Below are 15,738 nucleotides of genomic sequence, written 5' to 3' on the forward strand. Positions count from 1 at the left end.
GATTATAAATATTTCGCACTGAGTCTTAATAACTCTTCCTGACTTGTTTCCTTAGTATTAACAATTCCGGCAAGATGTCCATTTGACATAACACCAATCCGGTTTGTGATTCCAAGGATTTCCGGCATCTCAGAGGATACAACAATGATTGTTTTTCCCTGTTTTGCCATATTGATAATTAATTCATATATTTCGTATTTGGCACCTACATCAATTCCTCTTGTAGGATCGTCCATCATAAATATATTTGGTGAGCGCTCCAGCCATTTACCAAATATTGCCTTCTGCTGATTTCCTCCGGACAAACTGGAAATCATATCATCTGGTCCCATACATTTTGTATGCATGACTTTAATTTCTTCTGCCGTCGCACGAACCATATCATCATTGGAAAGTGCGAATCCATTTTTATAATGATTCATATTGGCGATTGTAGTATTAAATGTAATATCTGCTTTCAGGAAAAGTCCATTTGCTTTTCGTTCTTCTGTAATTAAAGCAAATCCATGATCCATTGCATCTTTCGGGGATGTAAAATTCATTACTTTTCCATTATAAATTACATTTCCTGCCGCTCTGGTACGCATACCAAAAATAGTTTCCAATAGTTCCGTACGACCGGCTCCAACCAGACCATACAGTCCAAAAATTTCTCCTTCTTTAATATCAAAAGAAATATTCTGTAATTTTGGTGCATACTTAGTTGAAAGATTCTGTATAGAAAGAACCGTTTCACCAGGCTGGTTATCTACCGGTGGAAAACGGTTATCCAAAGAACGGCCAACCATTGCAGAAATCAGTTCATTCATATTGGTATCTTTACTTGCCTTTGTCATAACAAGGCTGCCATCCCGAAGAACTGATATTTCATCACAAATTTCAAAAATTTCATCCATTTTATGTGAAATATAAATCAATGAAATTCCCTGTTCTTTTAACTGCCGCATCATCTTGAAAAGTTTTGCAACCTCCGGTGCTGTCAGTGATGAAGTCGGCTCGTCTAATACGATTACTTTGGAATGATAAGAAATTGCTTTTGCAATTTCACACATCTGGCGCTGTGATACAGACATTTTTTTCATTGGCTGTGTCAGATTAACAGTAATACCAAGTTTACGGAATAAATCGGAAGTTTCCTTTCTCATTCTTCCTTCGTCAATCATTCCCAATGAATTCTTCGGATAGCGTCCTAAGAACATATTGTCAATGACACTGCGCTCCAGACACTGATTTAATTCCTGATGAACCATTGCGACACCATTTTCAAGTGCATCCTTTGGGCCAGAAAAATTAACTTCTTTTCCATCTAATATTATTGTTCCTTCGTCCTTTTGATAAGTTCCGAAGAGACATTTCATCATTGTCGATTTACCGGCACCATTTTCACCCATAAGTCCCATGATTGTTCCAGGTCTGACATTCAGATTGATATGATTCAGAACCTTATTTCTTCCGAACGATTTGCTCATGCCGTTAATCGATAAGACATATTTATTCTTATCCTCTGCCATAATTCTACTTCCTTTTCTTTGAAAAGAAGGACACCATTTTTATCTGATGCCCTTCTGTATCTATGCTGTTTTCTTCCAGGCAATAACCTTATTTTGAAAGAAGTGATGTATAAGATGATGCATTGTCTGTTTTAACCATGTTGATTGCAAATGCATCATACTCACCCGGGTTGCCAAGACGGTTTGTAATGTTAGACTCTGTCTGTCCATCACCACCGATATAATCTACTTCAAGATTCAAAAGTTTGTCATAGTTCTGAAGAAGTGGCTGATAGGTTGAGCTAAGGAAGTTATCGGAAGCATTGTAAATATCAAGCCATACCTTCTTGCTTGGGCTCTTGCTTTCATCCAGCTGATTGGATACTTTGTCATAAACCTTGGTTGAGTCTGTGAAATCCTGATAATTATCAGCTGTAACAGCTATATTTAATGCATAGTAGGATCTTTCTTCTTCACTATATCTGTAATCTTCTCCTTCTGTTAAGCAGTTTCCTGCATCATCCGGAGTACCGATACCGGTATCAATGTCTACTCCATCTAATGCATTACGAAGCACTCTTAATGTCAGGTAAGCCTGAACATCTGCATGCTGTGAAATTGTTCCGCCATATCCCTCTGCGATAGCTGCAACAGCATCACTGTTTGCATCGTATCCAAAGGTTGGTACTTTGTTATCTTTTGCCCATGCATTAAACATTGACATTCCCATACCATCATTATTAGAAACAACTACATCAATCTGGTCACCAAAAGATGCGGTCCATGTTCCGATTGCATTTCCTGCTGTAGCTGCATCCCATGTTGCACCAGCAGAGTTCTTCATCTCCTGTGAAGCAAGTTCACGAATTGTATAAGTCTTTCCATCTACATCCAGTGTTGCATCCTGAACAACTTTTGCAGAACCGTCTACGTTTGTACCAGCCGGTGTTGAATCAATTGCTCCATTTGCATCTACTCCGGTTCCAAGTGCAGAACGGACACCACGGGTACGTGCAATAGAATCGTTATGTCCGATGTCTCCGATTGCAAGTACATAACCAATTACTCCGTCTCCGTTACGGTCAATGGTCGCTGCATTTTCTTTGATATAGTCAAGAACCATCTGTCCCTGCAGTTCAGCACCCTGATTTGCATCGAAGCCTACATAATAGGTATCTTTGTTGTAATTTAATGCATCCATGTCAAGTTCTCCTGTGGAGCTGTTGGATGGCTGACGGTTAAACCAGCAAAGTGGTTTATCCTTGTTTGCTACGCTGCTGGTGCTTCCTGAGTCACCAGAGCCGCTTCCTCCGGAAGAGCCACATCCAACCATGGATAATGCAAGTGTTGCTGCCACCAATACAGTTAATAATTTTTTCCTTCTCATTCTTTTTTCCTCCTGGTTTGCAATTTGTTGATTTTGGTTTCTCCGAACCTGTCTCATCGACTAAATTCATTATAATCACAAACCAATCTGGAAAGAATAGAATTTTTTTGGATGAAATATCAAAATATTTTGATAATCTGTAATTTTTATATGTATTTTGACGAACAACTATGCAGCTGCACCATCATTCTGTTGGCATGTATGCAGGAATGCCTCTGCCAGCTGCTGGTTCTGCTGTGCCTGTTTTCTGATATGATTAACCACGAAAAAAGGCAGGAAAAATAAGGAAAGGAAACCTAAACACAATGCGATGGCACCGACTAATAAATCAATCGGAAAATACGGGACTACAAACCAGCCAAATTTTGCAATGTTCCATGCCCATTTTGCCGTTATTCCAAAACCACCCACTTTGCTGTAACAAACACAGCCCATAACAAATCCTATCATAATAAAAATCGGATGGAATGCCAGCATCATTCTGATACCTCCACAGACCGTTCCAGCAATTGCCAGTCCCCAGATTTTCTGAATCTCATATAACTGTGTCTCCGCTTCCCGTTTTACCTGCATTGCATAACCATAATCGTTACCAAATTCCACTTCTTCATAAAGATTTCTTTTTTCTTTTGCCATAATATTTTCCTCTTTTCTCCGATGTTCCACCGGTTTTTATTATTGTTTTCACTTATATGACGGAATAATATTATGGCAGGTTTTATTTTTTTAAAAATTTTTTTGACAAGTCCTTATTGCTTTCTTCCGATTACCTGTTTCCCACACTTCCTTTGTACTATGCACACAAGGCTTACCATACCGGAACGCTGAAAGATTTGAGAGTCGCAGAAAAAAGAAGGTCATTGCAGGAATTGTCTGATGCTACCGGCATCCCAAGTTCCACACCCGGCAACTATGAGAAAGATGAAAATGTAGATATGTCACTTGGCAATCTACTGACGCTTGCAGACTTTTATCAAGTAAGCACCGATTATCTTCTTTGCTGAACCGAACTACGTGAACATACAAATAAGCCAGTATCCGATCTGCATCTCAATGATGATGCAGTTCAAATACTGACTGATGAAAAATATAATCCACGGTTATTATCAGAATTACTCTCTCATGAAAGCTTCCATTATAAAGTTTAGGTTTCATGTACAATCGACAGCCCAACTTAACTATCTGCTTTCTACTATTGTATATGTTCCTGATTCAAAATTTACATATAATGTTGCAAATGCACTATTATATTCCCAGCGGATTTCCAGAGACCTCTCCCCTCCGGAGATTGCTACCTCTGCGCCTTCCGAAAATGCCTTATGGGTATTTCGCATGCGGATTAACGCAAGCTGTTTTTGAACCACATCTTTTTTCAACCCTTCCGTGATCTGATCAGTGGAAAGATTTGTCCGGTTGATTTCCTTATGTCCGGATTCTCCCGCGCGCTGCACCGCTTCATGGTCATTTTTTCCGGCAAACAGATCCAGATACCAGATCTGCGGTTTGCCCGGCATAAACATCTGGATTGCCCGCGCCAGAAGCATTTTTTCATCCGACTCTCCCAATGCACTGTAGTACGTGACATTTACCTGATAATACAGATTCTTTTGTCCATGTAAATTTTTGACCATGCCTCCGCGGGATACAATCCGGTCAATTAACGACTGGATCTCCTCTTCAGGAAGTAGCCCCTTTAAGTCCAGAAGCGGGATGCCATCGTGACAGCCGAGCATGTTGACCGTGGAGATCTTCTTTTCCACAATCTCCTTCGCCCATGCCGCAAGGTACGTTCCCCGCCGGTTCTCAATCGCATCAATGACCAGTCCCGGCAAGAAAAAGTCATAGGTTGCATAGCCTTTTTCTGCAAGTGTCTCATATATTTTTTCATCATACGCTGCGTGGATCTCCGGCAAAAGCGTAAGTCCCAAAGGTTCTGCCAGCGCATGGATCTTCTGTAAAAGTTCCCACGTTTCCGGATCATTGAGGAAGTTTTTCTTTCCCGGTGTCTTCGGCGCATAGGCAAAGGCATCCAGCCGCACAATCGCTGCGCCGTAAGAGGCTATTTTTTCCAGTGTTTCACGATAAAACTTCCACACTTTTGGTGACTGGATGTTTACATCCATCTGTCCGAGATACTGTCTGCCATGCACTTCCTGATAAAAGGTATTCCAGTACGGCACTTTTTTTCCATCCGGAAATTCCACCATTAGGATCGGCAGCCCGGGTTTGCGAAAAAACATCTGCTTCAGGCAGCTTTCATCCGGCTGGATATAGCCTTCCTCCGTCATGGTTCCATGCCCTTCCCAGAAATGGTTCCAATCGATGAAGAAATCGCGGTACGCAGAAGCCTCCCCTTTTTCCACAAGATCCCGAAACTGCGGGGACTGTGCGGAAGCATGGTTTAAAATAAAATCGAGTTTCAGATCAATTCCCATATCCTTTAACTGTTCAAGGTCTTTCCGGTTGGCAAGCTGCTCATTCAGGTCATAGTCGATCACGGAAAATCCCCGGTCGAGATCGGAATGGTACAGGCTCGGCAGAATGTAAAAAGAAGAAAATACATCCTGCAAAGCCTCAGTTTTCAGCAATGTTACGATATCCCCAAGATTTCCTCCAAGGCTGTCGGGATATGCATTGAGCATCGGTTTATGGTTCATAAACTCTTCCGTCCTTTCCCACGATTAATCCTGCATTTTTGCGCTGCACTTCAAGTTTTTCCTGTTCCAGTTCTACCACGCGACAGATAAACGGGCTTGCGGCATTCTCATCGCGGTTTCTGCGGATGCGCCGCTCCCTGGTCTCCTCCGGGGAACTTTCCAGAAAGACGGGCAGATCCACACCATGTAAATCGTCACTGCCTCCGTGTGTCCACTCCAGAAGTAATACGGATATTCCGGAAAAATCGGTTTCTTCCGATGAAATCTCGCCATCTTCCCGTCCCATATGCCGCAATGTGATTGAATCTTTTCCCTCATGAAATGCCGCAAGCACTTCATTGATCCGGTCGAAGTCAATCTCTTTCTTTGTCCCGAGATATCCACGCAGTCCGTCTTCCCCGGCTTCTTTATACACACGCAGCCGTTCTTCATCGTTGCGTTTTGGAATCCGGTGTGGATAATCATCGCCCGAGAGCAGGTAACAGCCCCTGCCGTCATTTAAAAAATACTGCTGCAATGCCGTGGCAAGTGTTGTTTTTCCGGAACCGGAGCCACCGTAAATACTGATGACCATGCGATTTTTGGTATTCCTCTCACACCATTTCTGTACTTTTTCGTATAATGCTCCAGCCTCTTTCAGCTCTGTAAAAACAAACTGATACGCCTCATATTCTCTGGTAAACGGCGGAAGCGGAATTCCCGCATGCATCAGTGCTGCACCGGAATACTGTCTGCCGCTCTGTTCTTCCAGATACACGGCATCCGGTTTTAACCCACGCAGGCGGACATAAACGGCTGCCTGATTTGCCTCTGCCCTAAGACGCACTGCGCTGACTAATGCATGATCCTGTTCCTCTGACACCGTCATCCATGCCGCAATTTCATCCATAAACGGATCGGACAGCCGCCAGTAGGTTCCCTCGTTAATGAGCGTTTCATACTTCTTGTATGTTTTAATCTGCTCCCGGATCTGCTGTTTTTCCTCATCGGATAAAAGCGCCGGGTTTAATTCGTAACCGAAGGTTCCAGCCATCGCCGTCACCCCTCGGGTGTGGAAACTTGTTACCCGTCCGGTCTGGTGGTTCGGCACCGCTGAAACGTGCGCCCCCATTACGGAAACCGGATAGAAAAACGACGTTCCGTACTGGATCCTTGTGCGGTTGATTGCATCGGTATTGTCACTACACCAGATCTGTGGGGAATAATAAAGCATTCCTGCGTCAAATCTGCCGCCTCCACCGCTGCATCCCTCAAGCAGAAGATCCGGATACCGGCTGCACAGGCGCTCCATAAAATCATAGACACCAAGCACGTAATCATAGGAAAGATTTCCGGCATAGACATCTGCCATACTGCGGTTCATATCCCACTTGACATAATCAATTTTTCCCTGATCCAGCACGGCACAAATCTGATCAAATACACAGTCGCGCACTTCTTTTCTGGAAAAATCAAGCAGTAACTGGTTTCTCGAGCGCACCGGCTTTTTCCCCGGAATCTGAATTGCCCAGTCCGGATGTGCCCGGTAAAGGTCGCTGTCTTCATTGACCATCTCCGGCTCAATCCAAATGCCAAATTTCACCCCCTGATTATGCACACGGGTAATAAGCTCTGCCAGGCTTCCCCCCAGTTTCTTTTCATTGACCTGCCAGTCCCCAAGGGAAGAATTATCATCGTTTCTTTTCCCAAACCAGCCGTCATCCATCACTACCATATCAATTCCAAGGGAAGCAGCTTCTTTTGCCAAATCCACGATCGTATCTCCCGTAAAATCGAAATATGCTGCCTCCCAGCTGTTAATCAGCACCGGGCGCTGCATATGGACATATTTGCTGCGGCACACATGGTTGCGGATGCAGTTATGATATTGCTGCGACAGTGCAGACAATCCGTCTGCCGAATAAGACAAAATGACTTCCGGTACCGTGAAGGTTTCTCCTTCCGCAAGCGGATAGGAAAACAGTTCTTCATTTAATCCGAGAAGCAGGCGCGTCTGGTTGAACTGATCTTTTTCTGTCTCACAGGAGAAATTTCCGCTGTATACAAACAGCATTCCATAGCAGCTGCCTGCGGTCTCTGTTGTTCCTTTTTCTGCCAAAATCACTGCCGGATTATACTGATGACTGGACGTTCCCCTGCGGCTGCCAAACGCAATGGTTCCATGCCCCAGCGGCGTACGCTCCAGATTGCGCTCCATGGCATGCTTTCCATAAAACCGCAGGACATCAAAATCTCCCTGTACAAAATCCAGACAGGCTGCCGCTGCCTTTTCGATCGTAATCTGCCCAGTTCCCGTATTTTTAATCTGGACGCTCCTTGTAATGACATCGTTTTCTTCCAAAACACCATACAGCAGATGAACTTCAACCTGTGCGTTTTCGTCTGCAAGAACAATTTCCAGTGTCTGTGCTTCCTCTTTGTCTGCCCAGACAGCCGGAAGTCCCTGTAACTGGTATTTGCCGCTTCGGATCTCATAACTTTTAAAAAGCAGATCTGCACTTTCCACCCCTTTTTCATTTTTGATATTCAGCGCAATATTGCGGTAATCCCCAGTTCCAATGGAAGGATACTCCTGTGGCAGCGCATCAAGCGAATAGGTACGGTCCATGCCCGCTGCATAAGGATTTCCGGAAAATCCACGATCTGCATAGGTTAAAACATAATCCATGGGGCTGTTTGTTTTATCTCCATAGTACAGATGCAGCAGATATCCCAGTGGATCGACCTGCATCTGATAAGTTGTATGCACCGTATGCAGGTTAAATATTTTTTTATTTGGATTGTATATAATTGCCATAGAAGTCACCTCGTTTTATTTTTATCCTTTGACTGCACCGTTTGCCACACCGTTTAAAATCTGTTTCTGACAAATCACATAGAAAATAAGGATTGGAATCAGTGCCATAATATAGGAAGCAAATGCCAGATTGTAATTGGTTCCAAACTGTGTCTGGAAATTAAGCTGTGCAAGCGGCAGCGTATTCTGTCCGGTTCCAGACATGATCACAAGCGGTGTCATAACATCATTCCACGTTCCAAGAGCTGTCAGGATTGCAACTGTTGCATGCATTGGCATCATCATTGGAAAGACCACTTTCCAGTAAGTAGTCCATGTGCTTGCTCCGTCAATATCTGCCGCCTCTTCCAGCGCTATCGGAATATTTTTTAAGTACCCACTGTAAAGAAGGACGTTCATTGGCATATAAAATACCAGATACAACAGAATGACACCCGCGCGGTTTCCAAGTCCCATATGCGCCGTCTGCTTTACCAGAGGCATCATTAAGATGGAAAACGGAACAAACATTCCGCTGACAATATACAGATAGATAAATCGGAAACTTTTTCTTCTTGCCATGCCGCGTCCGATCACGTAGCCTGCAATTGAGTGGATCAGGATTGCCAGTACGATTGTTACCAATGTGATCAGTAAACTGTTTCCAAGAGAGTGCCAGAAATCGGTCACTTCCATTGCCTGACGAAAATTTTCAAAACTCCACTGTTTCGGGAAAGAAAGTGCACCCGCCACATCGTTTGTCATCTCACTCGGTTTCTTAAACGCAATGATCACTGCCATATACAGCGGGAAAAATACCGTAACCGTCCCCAAAATCAGAACAATCGTAAGTACCCAGTTTGTTTTCTGTTTTTCTTTCATCATAGCTGCTCCTCCTTCTTATTCATGACTGTCATCTGGAAAAGTGAAATCGCCACGATCACAATAAAGAAAATGACTGCATTTGCACTCTGGAATCCAAACTGTCCGCCATCCATACCATTTTTATAAATCAGGTAAGAGATGGATTCGGTGCTCTGTGCCGGACCTCCCTTGGTCAATGACATGATCTGGTCGAATACCATGAGGAAATTCTTTGTGCTCAGTACCAGATTGATCGTCACAAACGGCATCACCAGTGGAAATGTTACTTTCCAGAACTGCTTCCATTTACTGGCTCCGTCAAGCATGCTCGCCTCGTAGATTTCCTCCGGTACAGTCTGCAGACCGGAAATATAGATGATGGTATTCATGGCAACTGCCTGCCATACACCAACAATCAGCACACCAATCCATGCGTATTTTTCACTTGCAAGAATACTGTTCTGTAAAAATCCAATATGGAACACATTTCCCACAGTTGGAAGAATGTAAGTAAAAATAAAACTGAAAATATAGCCGATGACAAGTCCTCCTAAAATATTCGGTACAAAATAAATACCGCGCAGTGCACTTTTAAAACGGATTGCACTGTTTAATCCAACTGCCATGATCAGACTTAGCACATTTACCAGTATCGTTCCTGCCAGTGCATATTTAAACGTAAACAAATAGCTTTTTCCCACGCGGGAATCCGTAAACAGATCTGCATAGTTCCGGAACCCGACATAATCGTAAGTTCCGTATCCTTTATAATTGGTAAAACTGTAAATCACACCTTTGATCATTGGAAGTGTATTGAATGCAAAAAATAAGATTACAACCGGTATGATAACCGCCAAGAATGTTTTGTCCCGGTTTGACATTTTCTTTTTCATTGTGCATCCCCCTGTTCTTTCTGATAATCCTGTACTTTCCGAATCAGATCCCGGTTGTAGCGCTTCCAGTCGGAATCAAATTTTTTCAAAAACTTTTCCTGTGCATTGTCGCTTGTATCCAGCAGGAACGTCTGGATCATGGCATCCACACTCATCTCACTCGGATAATGGTGATCCTGATAATCTGCCATGCGGTTGTTTTCAATGTAAGGACGCATATCCTCGAGTGTTTCCGGAATTGCAAAATCCCCGTCTTTGCAGGCAATTCCGCCCTGATCATCCAGATAAATCTGAATGGTCTCATCGTCATACAGATATTTTAAAACTTCATATGCAGCCTCTTTATTTTTGCATGATTTCATTACGGAAAACTGCAGATCAATTCCTGAATTTAATACATTGTCTGATTCCTCATCATTTGCAGGAAATGTAAAAGAGCCGATATTCATATCCGGATTGACCGATTTGATCTGCGGGATCGCATAGCTTCCAATCGGATACATGGCAGCTTCCCCGCGGGCAAATGCTGTACATGCATCGTTATAACCATATGCATACGGATTTTTTTCTGCGTAATCCAAAAGCGCACGCATCTTTTCTGCTACCGGTCCATACGTATCGGAAAATGTGGTATTTCCCATATTTACCTGATTGCAGGTATCCGAATCGGTAAGTCCGACTGCCAGCGCATTCCACGGAGCCAGACAGGTCCAGGTATCTTTAAAGCCCAGATACAGCGGAAGTGTTCCGCTCTGTTTTATTTCATCACACAGTGTGGTAAATTCCTGCCAGGTGGTCGGAACTTTCCAGCCATTTTCCTCAAACATATCTTTGTTATATAAAATTCCTGCCGCGTTTGCCGCATATGGAAGTGCATACGTGCCATCCTTTGGAATAAACTCCAGTTCCTTATCCATATCCAGATATGCCTGTTTTACGGTCTGGACTTCATCCAGATCGGAAATATCATCAAACAGATCTGCATCTAAAAAGTTGGAATAGTTGATGTCTCCTCCGATTGCGATGATATCCGGATAATCCTCCCGGATAAAACGTGTCTTTAAAATGGTCATTGCTTCGTTTGGAGATGAAATCGTCAGATGGATGTCATCATGTGTTTCATTGAACTGCTTTTCAATCTTTTCAAATGCCTTAACTGCTTCCGGTTTGTAGGAAACCACTTCGATTTCGGTTTTCCCGTCTGCCCTTTTTTCACTTCCGCATCCGGCAAGATCCGTCATACACATGCCAAGTGCGAGCACCACCGCAACACTGCGGAAAATACTTCTTTTTGCCATATTCTTCTCTCCTTTTCTTAAATATATCCGCTTACCTTTTTGATAATCTGATTATAACATACCTTTATGCATCCTTAAATACCCGTTTTTTTTAAATTTTATACCCAAATGCAATATTTTGTGCTATAATAGATACAAATATCGCATTTTGGTATATACGGAGTGTTTTATGAGTAATACATTTTTTAATATTTTTCCAAATGAAAATTTTATCGATCTGTGCATGTATCAGTTTGGATATGAACAGTGTGATCCCGGCCATTCATTCGGGCCTGCAACACGCAACCACTACCTGTTTCACTACATTCTTTCCGGAACCGGAACTCTCATGGCAGACAATGCAAACGGGGATACACAGACCTATTCCGTAAAAAGCGGACAGGGATTTATGATTTTCCCGGGGCAGATCAATACTTACATTTCCGATGAACAGCTTCCATGGGAATATATGTGGATCGAATTTGACGGCTTACGTGTAAAAGAGGCTTTAAGTGTCACAGATTTGTGCAAAGACGCGCCCATTTATCATTCACACTCCAAAGAATTACGGGAAAAGCTTGCCGATGAAATGCTTTATATCGTCAATCATCCGCAGGAATCCTCCTTCCATCTGATTGGGCATCTGTATCTGTTTTTGGATTATCTGCTACAGTCGGCAAAATCGACAAAGCTGGTCTCCAGCGGACGCATGAGTGATTATTATATAAAAGAAGCGATCAATTATATGGAACAGAATTTTCAGAATAATATTTCGATTGAAGATATCGCTGCGGTATGCGGCATCAACCGGAGTTATTTCGGAAAAATCTTCCGCAACTCGATCGGCCGCTCCCCGCAGGAATTTCTTATGAACTACCGCATGGTAAAGGCTACGGAATTATTAAAGCTGACTTCCTTATCCATTGCAGATGTCGGCTCTGCTGTCGGATATGAAAATCAGCTTCATTTTTCCCGTGCATTTAAAAATATTTATGGTGTCTCCCCACGGGAATGGAGAAATCAGAACAAGTAACAATAGATAAGATAGATATCATTCCTATCAGTTTTAGATACCTTCTGATTGATGTCAGGTTTTGTACCCGTTCGCGGAAACATATCCTATCAAAACGGAAACAGGTCCACACCTCCGACATTGCGCATTCGCAGATGCAAACAGATGCAATCTGTGGCAAAATTGACATCCATATCAAGGTCTTGACCATTGAAGTCTATGGGAACAAGTCAGCATAAGGTCTTTTCTACCTATATAATGCAAGGCAATTTTACACTGCCGCTCCCTGCCACTGTCTCGACAGTTGAGACAGTGAAAGCCGCTCAACTTCTACACAATTCATCCGCTCTGAGCACAAATTTGCCATACACTCGCAGGGAGTTGAGTTGCCGGATTTCACCGTCTCGACCTGGTATCCGGTCATTATTTTATCGGTATCACATATACCCTAGCTTCCATTAGATTTGAACTATCTGGAAATTCCGAATAGTTCATTTACACTGATTCGCGAATTGGGTAAATACTGTTTTTCCAATTTCACCCTGTGAATAACCGCTACCAGCAGTTATCCAAAATTATCGGATAACTGACCATTCTTGTAATTATGAGCTATTCGAATTTTTCGAATGACTGAATCCTGTTGCAGATAAATGCTATAAATAAACCTTTCCTTATTTTTCAAGCAATTTTATCATTCGCTGAACAATACGCTCAACCTGCCCGGATTGCAAAGGTGATCCGAAGCGCTCAGCAAAATACCGCTGATGGTATCAATGAAAGACTGCAGGAGCTCCAGAAAGAGCTTCTCAAAAAAGCCAATAACAAAGAGGCCTATGATGAGATTGCCGACGAGATCTTCAAACTCCGGGAACAGCGAGAAAAATGCACGGTTGACACCGCGGCCAGGGACGCACAGATTGCCCGCATCAATGAACTGCAGGACTTCATCAAGCAGCAACCCTCTCACCTGGAAGCCTTCGACGAGGCCCTGGTAAAGCGCTGGCTTGAGCGAATCATCGTCTGGGATGACCACTTCACTGTGGAGCTTAAGTCCGGACTGAAAATTGAGATTGAAGGATGATGTCCCTTAGACTCAAAAAGGCTCCTCACCACTGGAATACATCCGGTGATGGGGAGTCTTTATCATTTTAATCCTTATCCCAACGATTAACATCTGTCCAACGGAAGTTTGGGGCTTTATTTCTTCGTGGGTCATTTTCCCATTCTTCAGCTACACGTTTACTTATTTCTTTATTAAGACGATTCATTTTAGGAGTTTTTTCACCGGTTCCACCATTGAATCCGTTCTTAATCCAATCCTGTCTTTCTTCTTCATAAGCCTCTGATAACTCCTCATGAGAAGCTCCTTCAACCCATTTTTCAAATTCACTTTTAAATAAATTCCCGAAAAAGCCCATATTTATCCTCCATTCTATGCAGCTTCAGCAAATATACGTCTCTGTACCTTAAGATAAGATTGCAGATTCTTGATAACATCTTTTTCTTCTTCTAAATCGTCTGCGGCTATTTCTATTTCATTATCACTTGCCAGCTTCAGGGTATATTCATAAATTCGTCCTACTAAAACATCAAGTTCTTCTGATGTAAGCTGAATACTGATTTTTGAATAATTTTTGTCAGCTTTCAACGCTTCCAAAGAGCTCATTAGATTATTAATCTTATCAATATCCATCTCCCCCTTGCGAATTGCATCAATATAGCTTTTCAGGCTAGCTCTGAATTCTGTTACAACCTTTGGTTCATGTTTTTTTACTTTATTGCAAACCCAAGCACCAGCGCCAACAGCTACTGCACTCGCCACAACAATTATTGTTCCTTTTTTATGCTGTTTTACAAACTGTAATGCTTTAGCACCAACACCCTGAACCTGCTCTGCTGCTGGTAGGTCAATTGGCTTAAGGTGCTTTACTATTTGTCCCTTATTAGGACCAGTTGCCCACCTTACCACACTACCGATTCTTCGATATATTCCTGTTGCTAATCCTGTTGCTATATCATCAGGAATGAAATATGCATCTTGCGCTATTGCCATAAAATACCTCCTTTGGTTTTCTATAATAGGCCTTGTAAATTTCGCGAATCAAATCATATCCATTAAGCTTTTCGATGAAGATATTATTATCTCTGTCTTGTGTGCATTTATTATTCTATTAAAATACTTAACAGTATCTGTATCTGCAAATCTATGGTCAACAACATTAATTTCTTCATCTCCCTTAGCGACAAAAACTAGATATTTAGGAGATATCGGAAATATAAGACCACTTCCATTATTGCTTTCGACAACAGTAGATTTATGCTCAAACGCTGGATTATCAGACGTAATAAATTGTCCTGCATTATCGTAGGTTTCAAAAAGAATCATCTGACAACCACTTAAAGCATGTTGTACAACATTATGATAAAAGCCACCTTTGTTCTTAAAAAACATTTTATATAATTCAGAATACCATATTCCGGTCATTAACTCATCTGCATACTCTTTTCCTTCGCTTTTCCCTACATCTAGTGTTTCTGCTTCCTCATCTTTACACATTGACTCAAAAACAGGATACAATAATTTCTCTTTAATTTTTGTATAAACACCCATAGCGTCAAATTTTGGATTTCTACAAAGCATAATGAAAAACGACGCCAGCATATTCCTTGCGATGTCTTCAGATATGATTCTTTCACTTCTTTCAAGTCCAATTGGCTGGCCATTATGAACACCACTTACGAATGAATTCATGATATTTTCCCAGTTTTTTCCCAAGTAATCATCAAATGAATCTTCTAAAATATAACAGTTAAGTGCATCTATTTGACTCAATATAGCAGCTTTCTTTGCTACATTTCCATCGTAATAATAAAAGTCCCAATCATGTATTTCGAAGAAATGCTTATTTATGCTCTTTTTTGTTTTGATGATGCTATATCCTAATTTCCCATAAACAGGCTGTTTAAATCCCGTCTTAAGCAAATCATAAATCAAATCAACATATTGCGATTTCACCTTTGCACATGAATTGCAAATAAATGAATACTTAAAATTTATGGTATATAAATGAGGCTTCCAAAGAACGGAATTTCTGTTTGCGCCATCCCCAATACTTCCATCTTTTATTACATAAATTCCATTGAATTTTTTATCGGGCTCTTTAAGGGTTTCAACTTGTGTTTCCCATGCCTTCATATAAACACGTGGAACAAAGTGTTGCTTTTTGGTCGGCATTCTAACCTCCTCCTTCCCAACATCTATTCCGCTGCCTACAACCACCAAAAATGGTCGAGTTGCCGGATTTGTTGTCAACTTTTTCCTCTTTCAAAAATCACTTCAAAATCCCTGACATCTAATCCACACACTCAATTTGCGTTATCT

The 15,738-nt window shown here is 42.0% G+C and carries 14 protein-coding genes; 3 read left to right on the forward strand and 11 right to left on the reverse strand.

From position 1 onward, the window contains the following. Positions 1-2: 2 nt before the first annotated feature. From DXB39_RS09220 to DXB39_RS09230, 3 genes are all read right to left on the reverse strand, one after another. On the reverse strand, positions 3-1,511 hold the full coding sequence (locus DXB39_RS09220; RefSeq protein WP_117698237.1) for a sugar ABC transporter ATP-binding protein: 1,509 nt from the start codon (positions 1,509-1,511) through the stop codon (positions 3-5). 88 nt (positions 1,512-1,599) lie between these two features. Beyond that, positions 1,600-2,877: a substrate-binding domain-containing protein gene (locus tag DXB39_RS09225; protein WP_117841545.1), complete on the reverse strand. Its 1,278-nt coding sequence runs from the start codon at positions 2,875-2,877 to the stop codon at positions 1,600-1,602. A 168-nt stretch (positions 2,878-3,045) separates the two neighbouring features. Next, positions 3,046-3,513: a hypothetical protein gene (locus DXB39_RS09230; RefSeq protein WP_117841544.1), complete on the reverse strand. Its 468-nt coding sequence runs from the start codon at positions 3,511-3,513 to the stop codon at positions 3,046-3,048. Positions 3,514-3,710: 197 nt separating this feature from the next. On the opposite strand from DXB39_RS09230, the gene DXB39_RS14660 reads away from it, so the two are divergent. Beyond that, positions 3,711-3,881 (forward strand): helix-turn-helix domain-containing protein, encoded by a 171-nt coding sequence (locus DXB39_RS14660; RefSeq protein ID WP_147404528.1) that lies wholly within the window; start codon positions 3,711-3,713, stop codon positions 3,879-3,881. A gap of 174 nt (positions 3,882-4,055) precedes the next feature. Here the strand turns inward: DXB39_RS14660 and gtfA are convergent, their stop codons facing one another. The 5 genes from gtfA to DXB39_RS09255 are packed head-to-tail and all read right to left on the reverse strand — an operon-like array spanning position 4,056 to position 11,365. Beyond that, positions 4,056-5,534, reverse strand: a complete 1,479-nt coding sequence (gtfA, locus tag DXB39_RS09235; RefSeq protein ID WP_117841543.1) for a sucrose phosphorylase — start codon at positions 5,532-5,534, stop codon at positions 4,056-4,058. Continuing rightward, positions 5,524-8,331 (reverse strand): alpha-galactosidase, encoded by a 2,808-nt coding sequence (locus DXB39_RS09240; protein ID WP_117841542.1) that lies wholly within the window; start codon positions 8,329-8,331, stop codon positions 5,524-5,526. Before DXB39_RS09240 ends, gtfA begins: the two co-directional genes overlap by 11 nt. A gap of 21 nt (positions 8,332-8,352) precedes the next feature. Further along, positions 8,353-9,192 carry a carbohydrate ABC transporter permease gene (locus DXB39_RS09245; RefSeq protein ID WP_442969663.1) on the reverse strand — a complete coding sequence of 280 codons (840 nt, stop codon included), beginning with the start codon at positions 9,190-9,192 and terminating at the stop codon, positions 8,353-8,355. Next, complete coding sequence (locus DXB39_RS09250) at positions 9,192-10,067, reverse strand: carbohydrate ABC transporter permease (protein WP_117698243.1); 876 nt, start codon at positions 10,065-10,067, stop codon at positions 9,192-9,194. The genes DXB39_RS09245 and DXB39_RS09250 overlap by 1 nt, the downstream gene beginning before the upstream one ends. After that, positions 10,064-11,365 carry an ABC transporter substrate-binding protein gene (locus tag DXB39_RS09255; protein WP_117698244.1) on the reverse strand — a complete coding sequence of 434 codons (1,302 nt, stop codon included), beginning with the start codon at positions 11,363-11,365 and terminating at the stop codon, positions 10,064-10,066. The genes DXB39_RS09250 and DXB39_RS09255 overlap by 4 nt, the downstream gene beginning before the upstream one ends. A 169-nt stretch (positions 11,366-11,534) precedes the next feature. On the opposite strand from DXB39_RS09255, the gene DXB39_RS09260 reads away from it, so the two are divergent. Both DXB39_RS09260 and DXB39_RS09265 read left to right on the forward strand, forming a co-directional pair. Further along, on the forward strand, positions 11,535-12,377 hold the full coding sequence (locus tag DXB39_RS09260) for an AraC family transcriptional regulator (protein WP_117841541.1): 843 nt from the start codon (positions 11,535-11,537) through the stop codon (positions 12,375-12,377). Between the two features lie 619 nt (positions 12,378-12,996). Continuing rightward, positions 12,997-13,437, forward strand: coding sequence for a hypothetical protein (locus DXB39_RS09265; RefSeq protein ID WP_243006012.1), 441 nt, complete (start codon positions 12,997-12,999; stop codon positions 13,435-13,437). Between the two features lie 67 nt (positions 13,438-13,504). Here the strand turns inward: DXB39_RS09265 and DXB39_RS09270 are convergent, their stop codons facing one another. The 3 genes from DXB39_RS09270 to DXB39_RS09280 are packed head-to-tail and all read right to left on the reverse strand — an operon-like array spanning position 13,505 to position 15,669. Next, positions 13,505-13,774, reverse strand: a complete 270-nt coding sequence (locus tag DXB39_RS09270; protein ID WP_117841540.1) for a hypothetical protein — start codon at positions 13,772-13,774, stop codon at positions 13,505-13,507. Between the two features lie 14 nt (positions 13,775-13,788). After that, positions 13,789-14,409, reverse strand: a complete 621-nt coding sequence (locus DXB39_RS09275; protein WP_117841539.1) for a hypothetical protein — start codon at positions 14,407-14,409, stop codon at positions 13,789-13,791. A gap of 48 nt (positions 14,410-14,457) precedes the next feature. Then, positions 14,458-15,669 (reverse strand): DUF4238 domain-containing protein, encoded by a 1,212-nt coding sequence (locus tag DXB39_RS09280; RefSeq protein ID WP_147343726.1) that lies wholly within the window; start codon positions 15,667-15,669, stop codon positions 14,458-14,460. Between the last annotated feature and the right edge of the window lie 69 nt (positions 15,670-15,738).

Origin of the sequence: Roseburia sp. OM03-7AC (assembly GCF_003462625.1) — a bacterium.
Classification (GTDB): domain Bacteria; phylum Bacillota; class Clostridia; order Lachnospirales; family Lachnospiraceae; genus Roseburia_C; species Roseburia_C amylophila.

Bases quoted from the DNA above. Each gene is read 5' to 3' on its own strand.
- DXB39_RS09220 (WP_117698237.1), bottom strand. From the start codon at position 1,511: ATGGCAGAGGATAAGAATAAATATGTCTTATCGATTAACGGCATGAGC.
- DXB39_RS09225 (WP_117841545.1), bottom strand. From the start codon at position 2,877: ATGAGAAGGAAAAAATTATTAACTGTATTGGTGGCAGCAACACTTGCA.
- DXB39_RS09230 (WP_117841544.1), bottom strand. From the start codon at position 3,513: ATGGCAAAAGAAAAAAGAAATCTTTATGAAGAAGTGGAATTTGGTAAC.
- gtfA (WP_117841543.1), bottom strand. From the start codon at position 5,534: ATGAACCATAAACCGATGCTCAATGCATATCCCGACAGCCTTGGAGGA.
- DXB39_RS09240 (WP_117841542.1), bottom strand. From the start codon at position 8,331: ATGGCAATTATATACAATCCAAATAAAAAAATATTTAACCTGCATACG.
- DXB39_RS09245 (WP_442969663.1), bottom strand. From the start codon at position 9,192: ATGAAAGAAAAACAGAAAACAAACTGGGTACTTACGATTGTTCTGATT.
- DXB39_RS09250 (WP_117698243.1), bottom strand. From the start codon at position 10,067: ATGAAAAAGAAAATGTCAAACCGGGACAAAACATTCTTGGCGGTTATC.
- DXB39_RS09255 (WP_117698244.1), bottom strand. From the start codon at position 11,365: ATGGCAAAAAGAAGTATTTTCCGCAGTGTTGCGGTGGTGCTCGCACTT.
- DXB39_RS09260 (WP_117841541.1), top strand. From the start codon at position 11,535: ATGAGTAATACATTTTTTAATATTTTTCCAAATGAAAATTTTATCGAT.
- DXB39_RS09270 (WP_117841540.1), bottom strand. From the start codon at position 13,774: ATGGGCTTTTTCGGGAATTTATTTAAAAGTGAATTTGAAAAATGGGTT.
- DXB39_RS09275 (WP_117841539.1), bottom strand. From the start codon at position 14,409: ATGGCAATAGCGCAAGATGCATATTTCATTCCTGATGATATAGCAACA.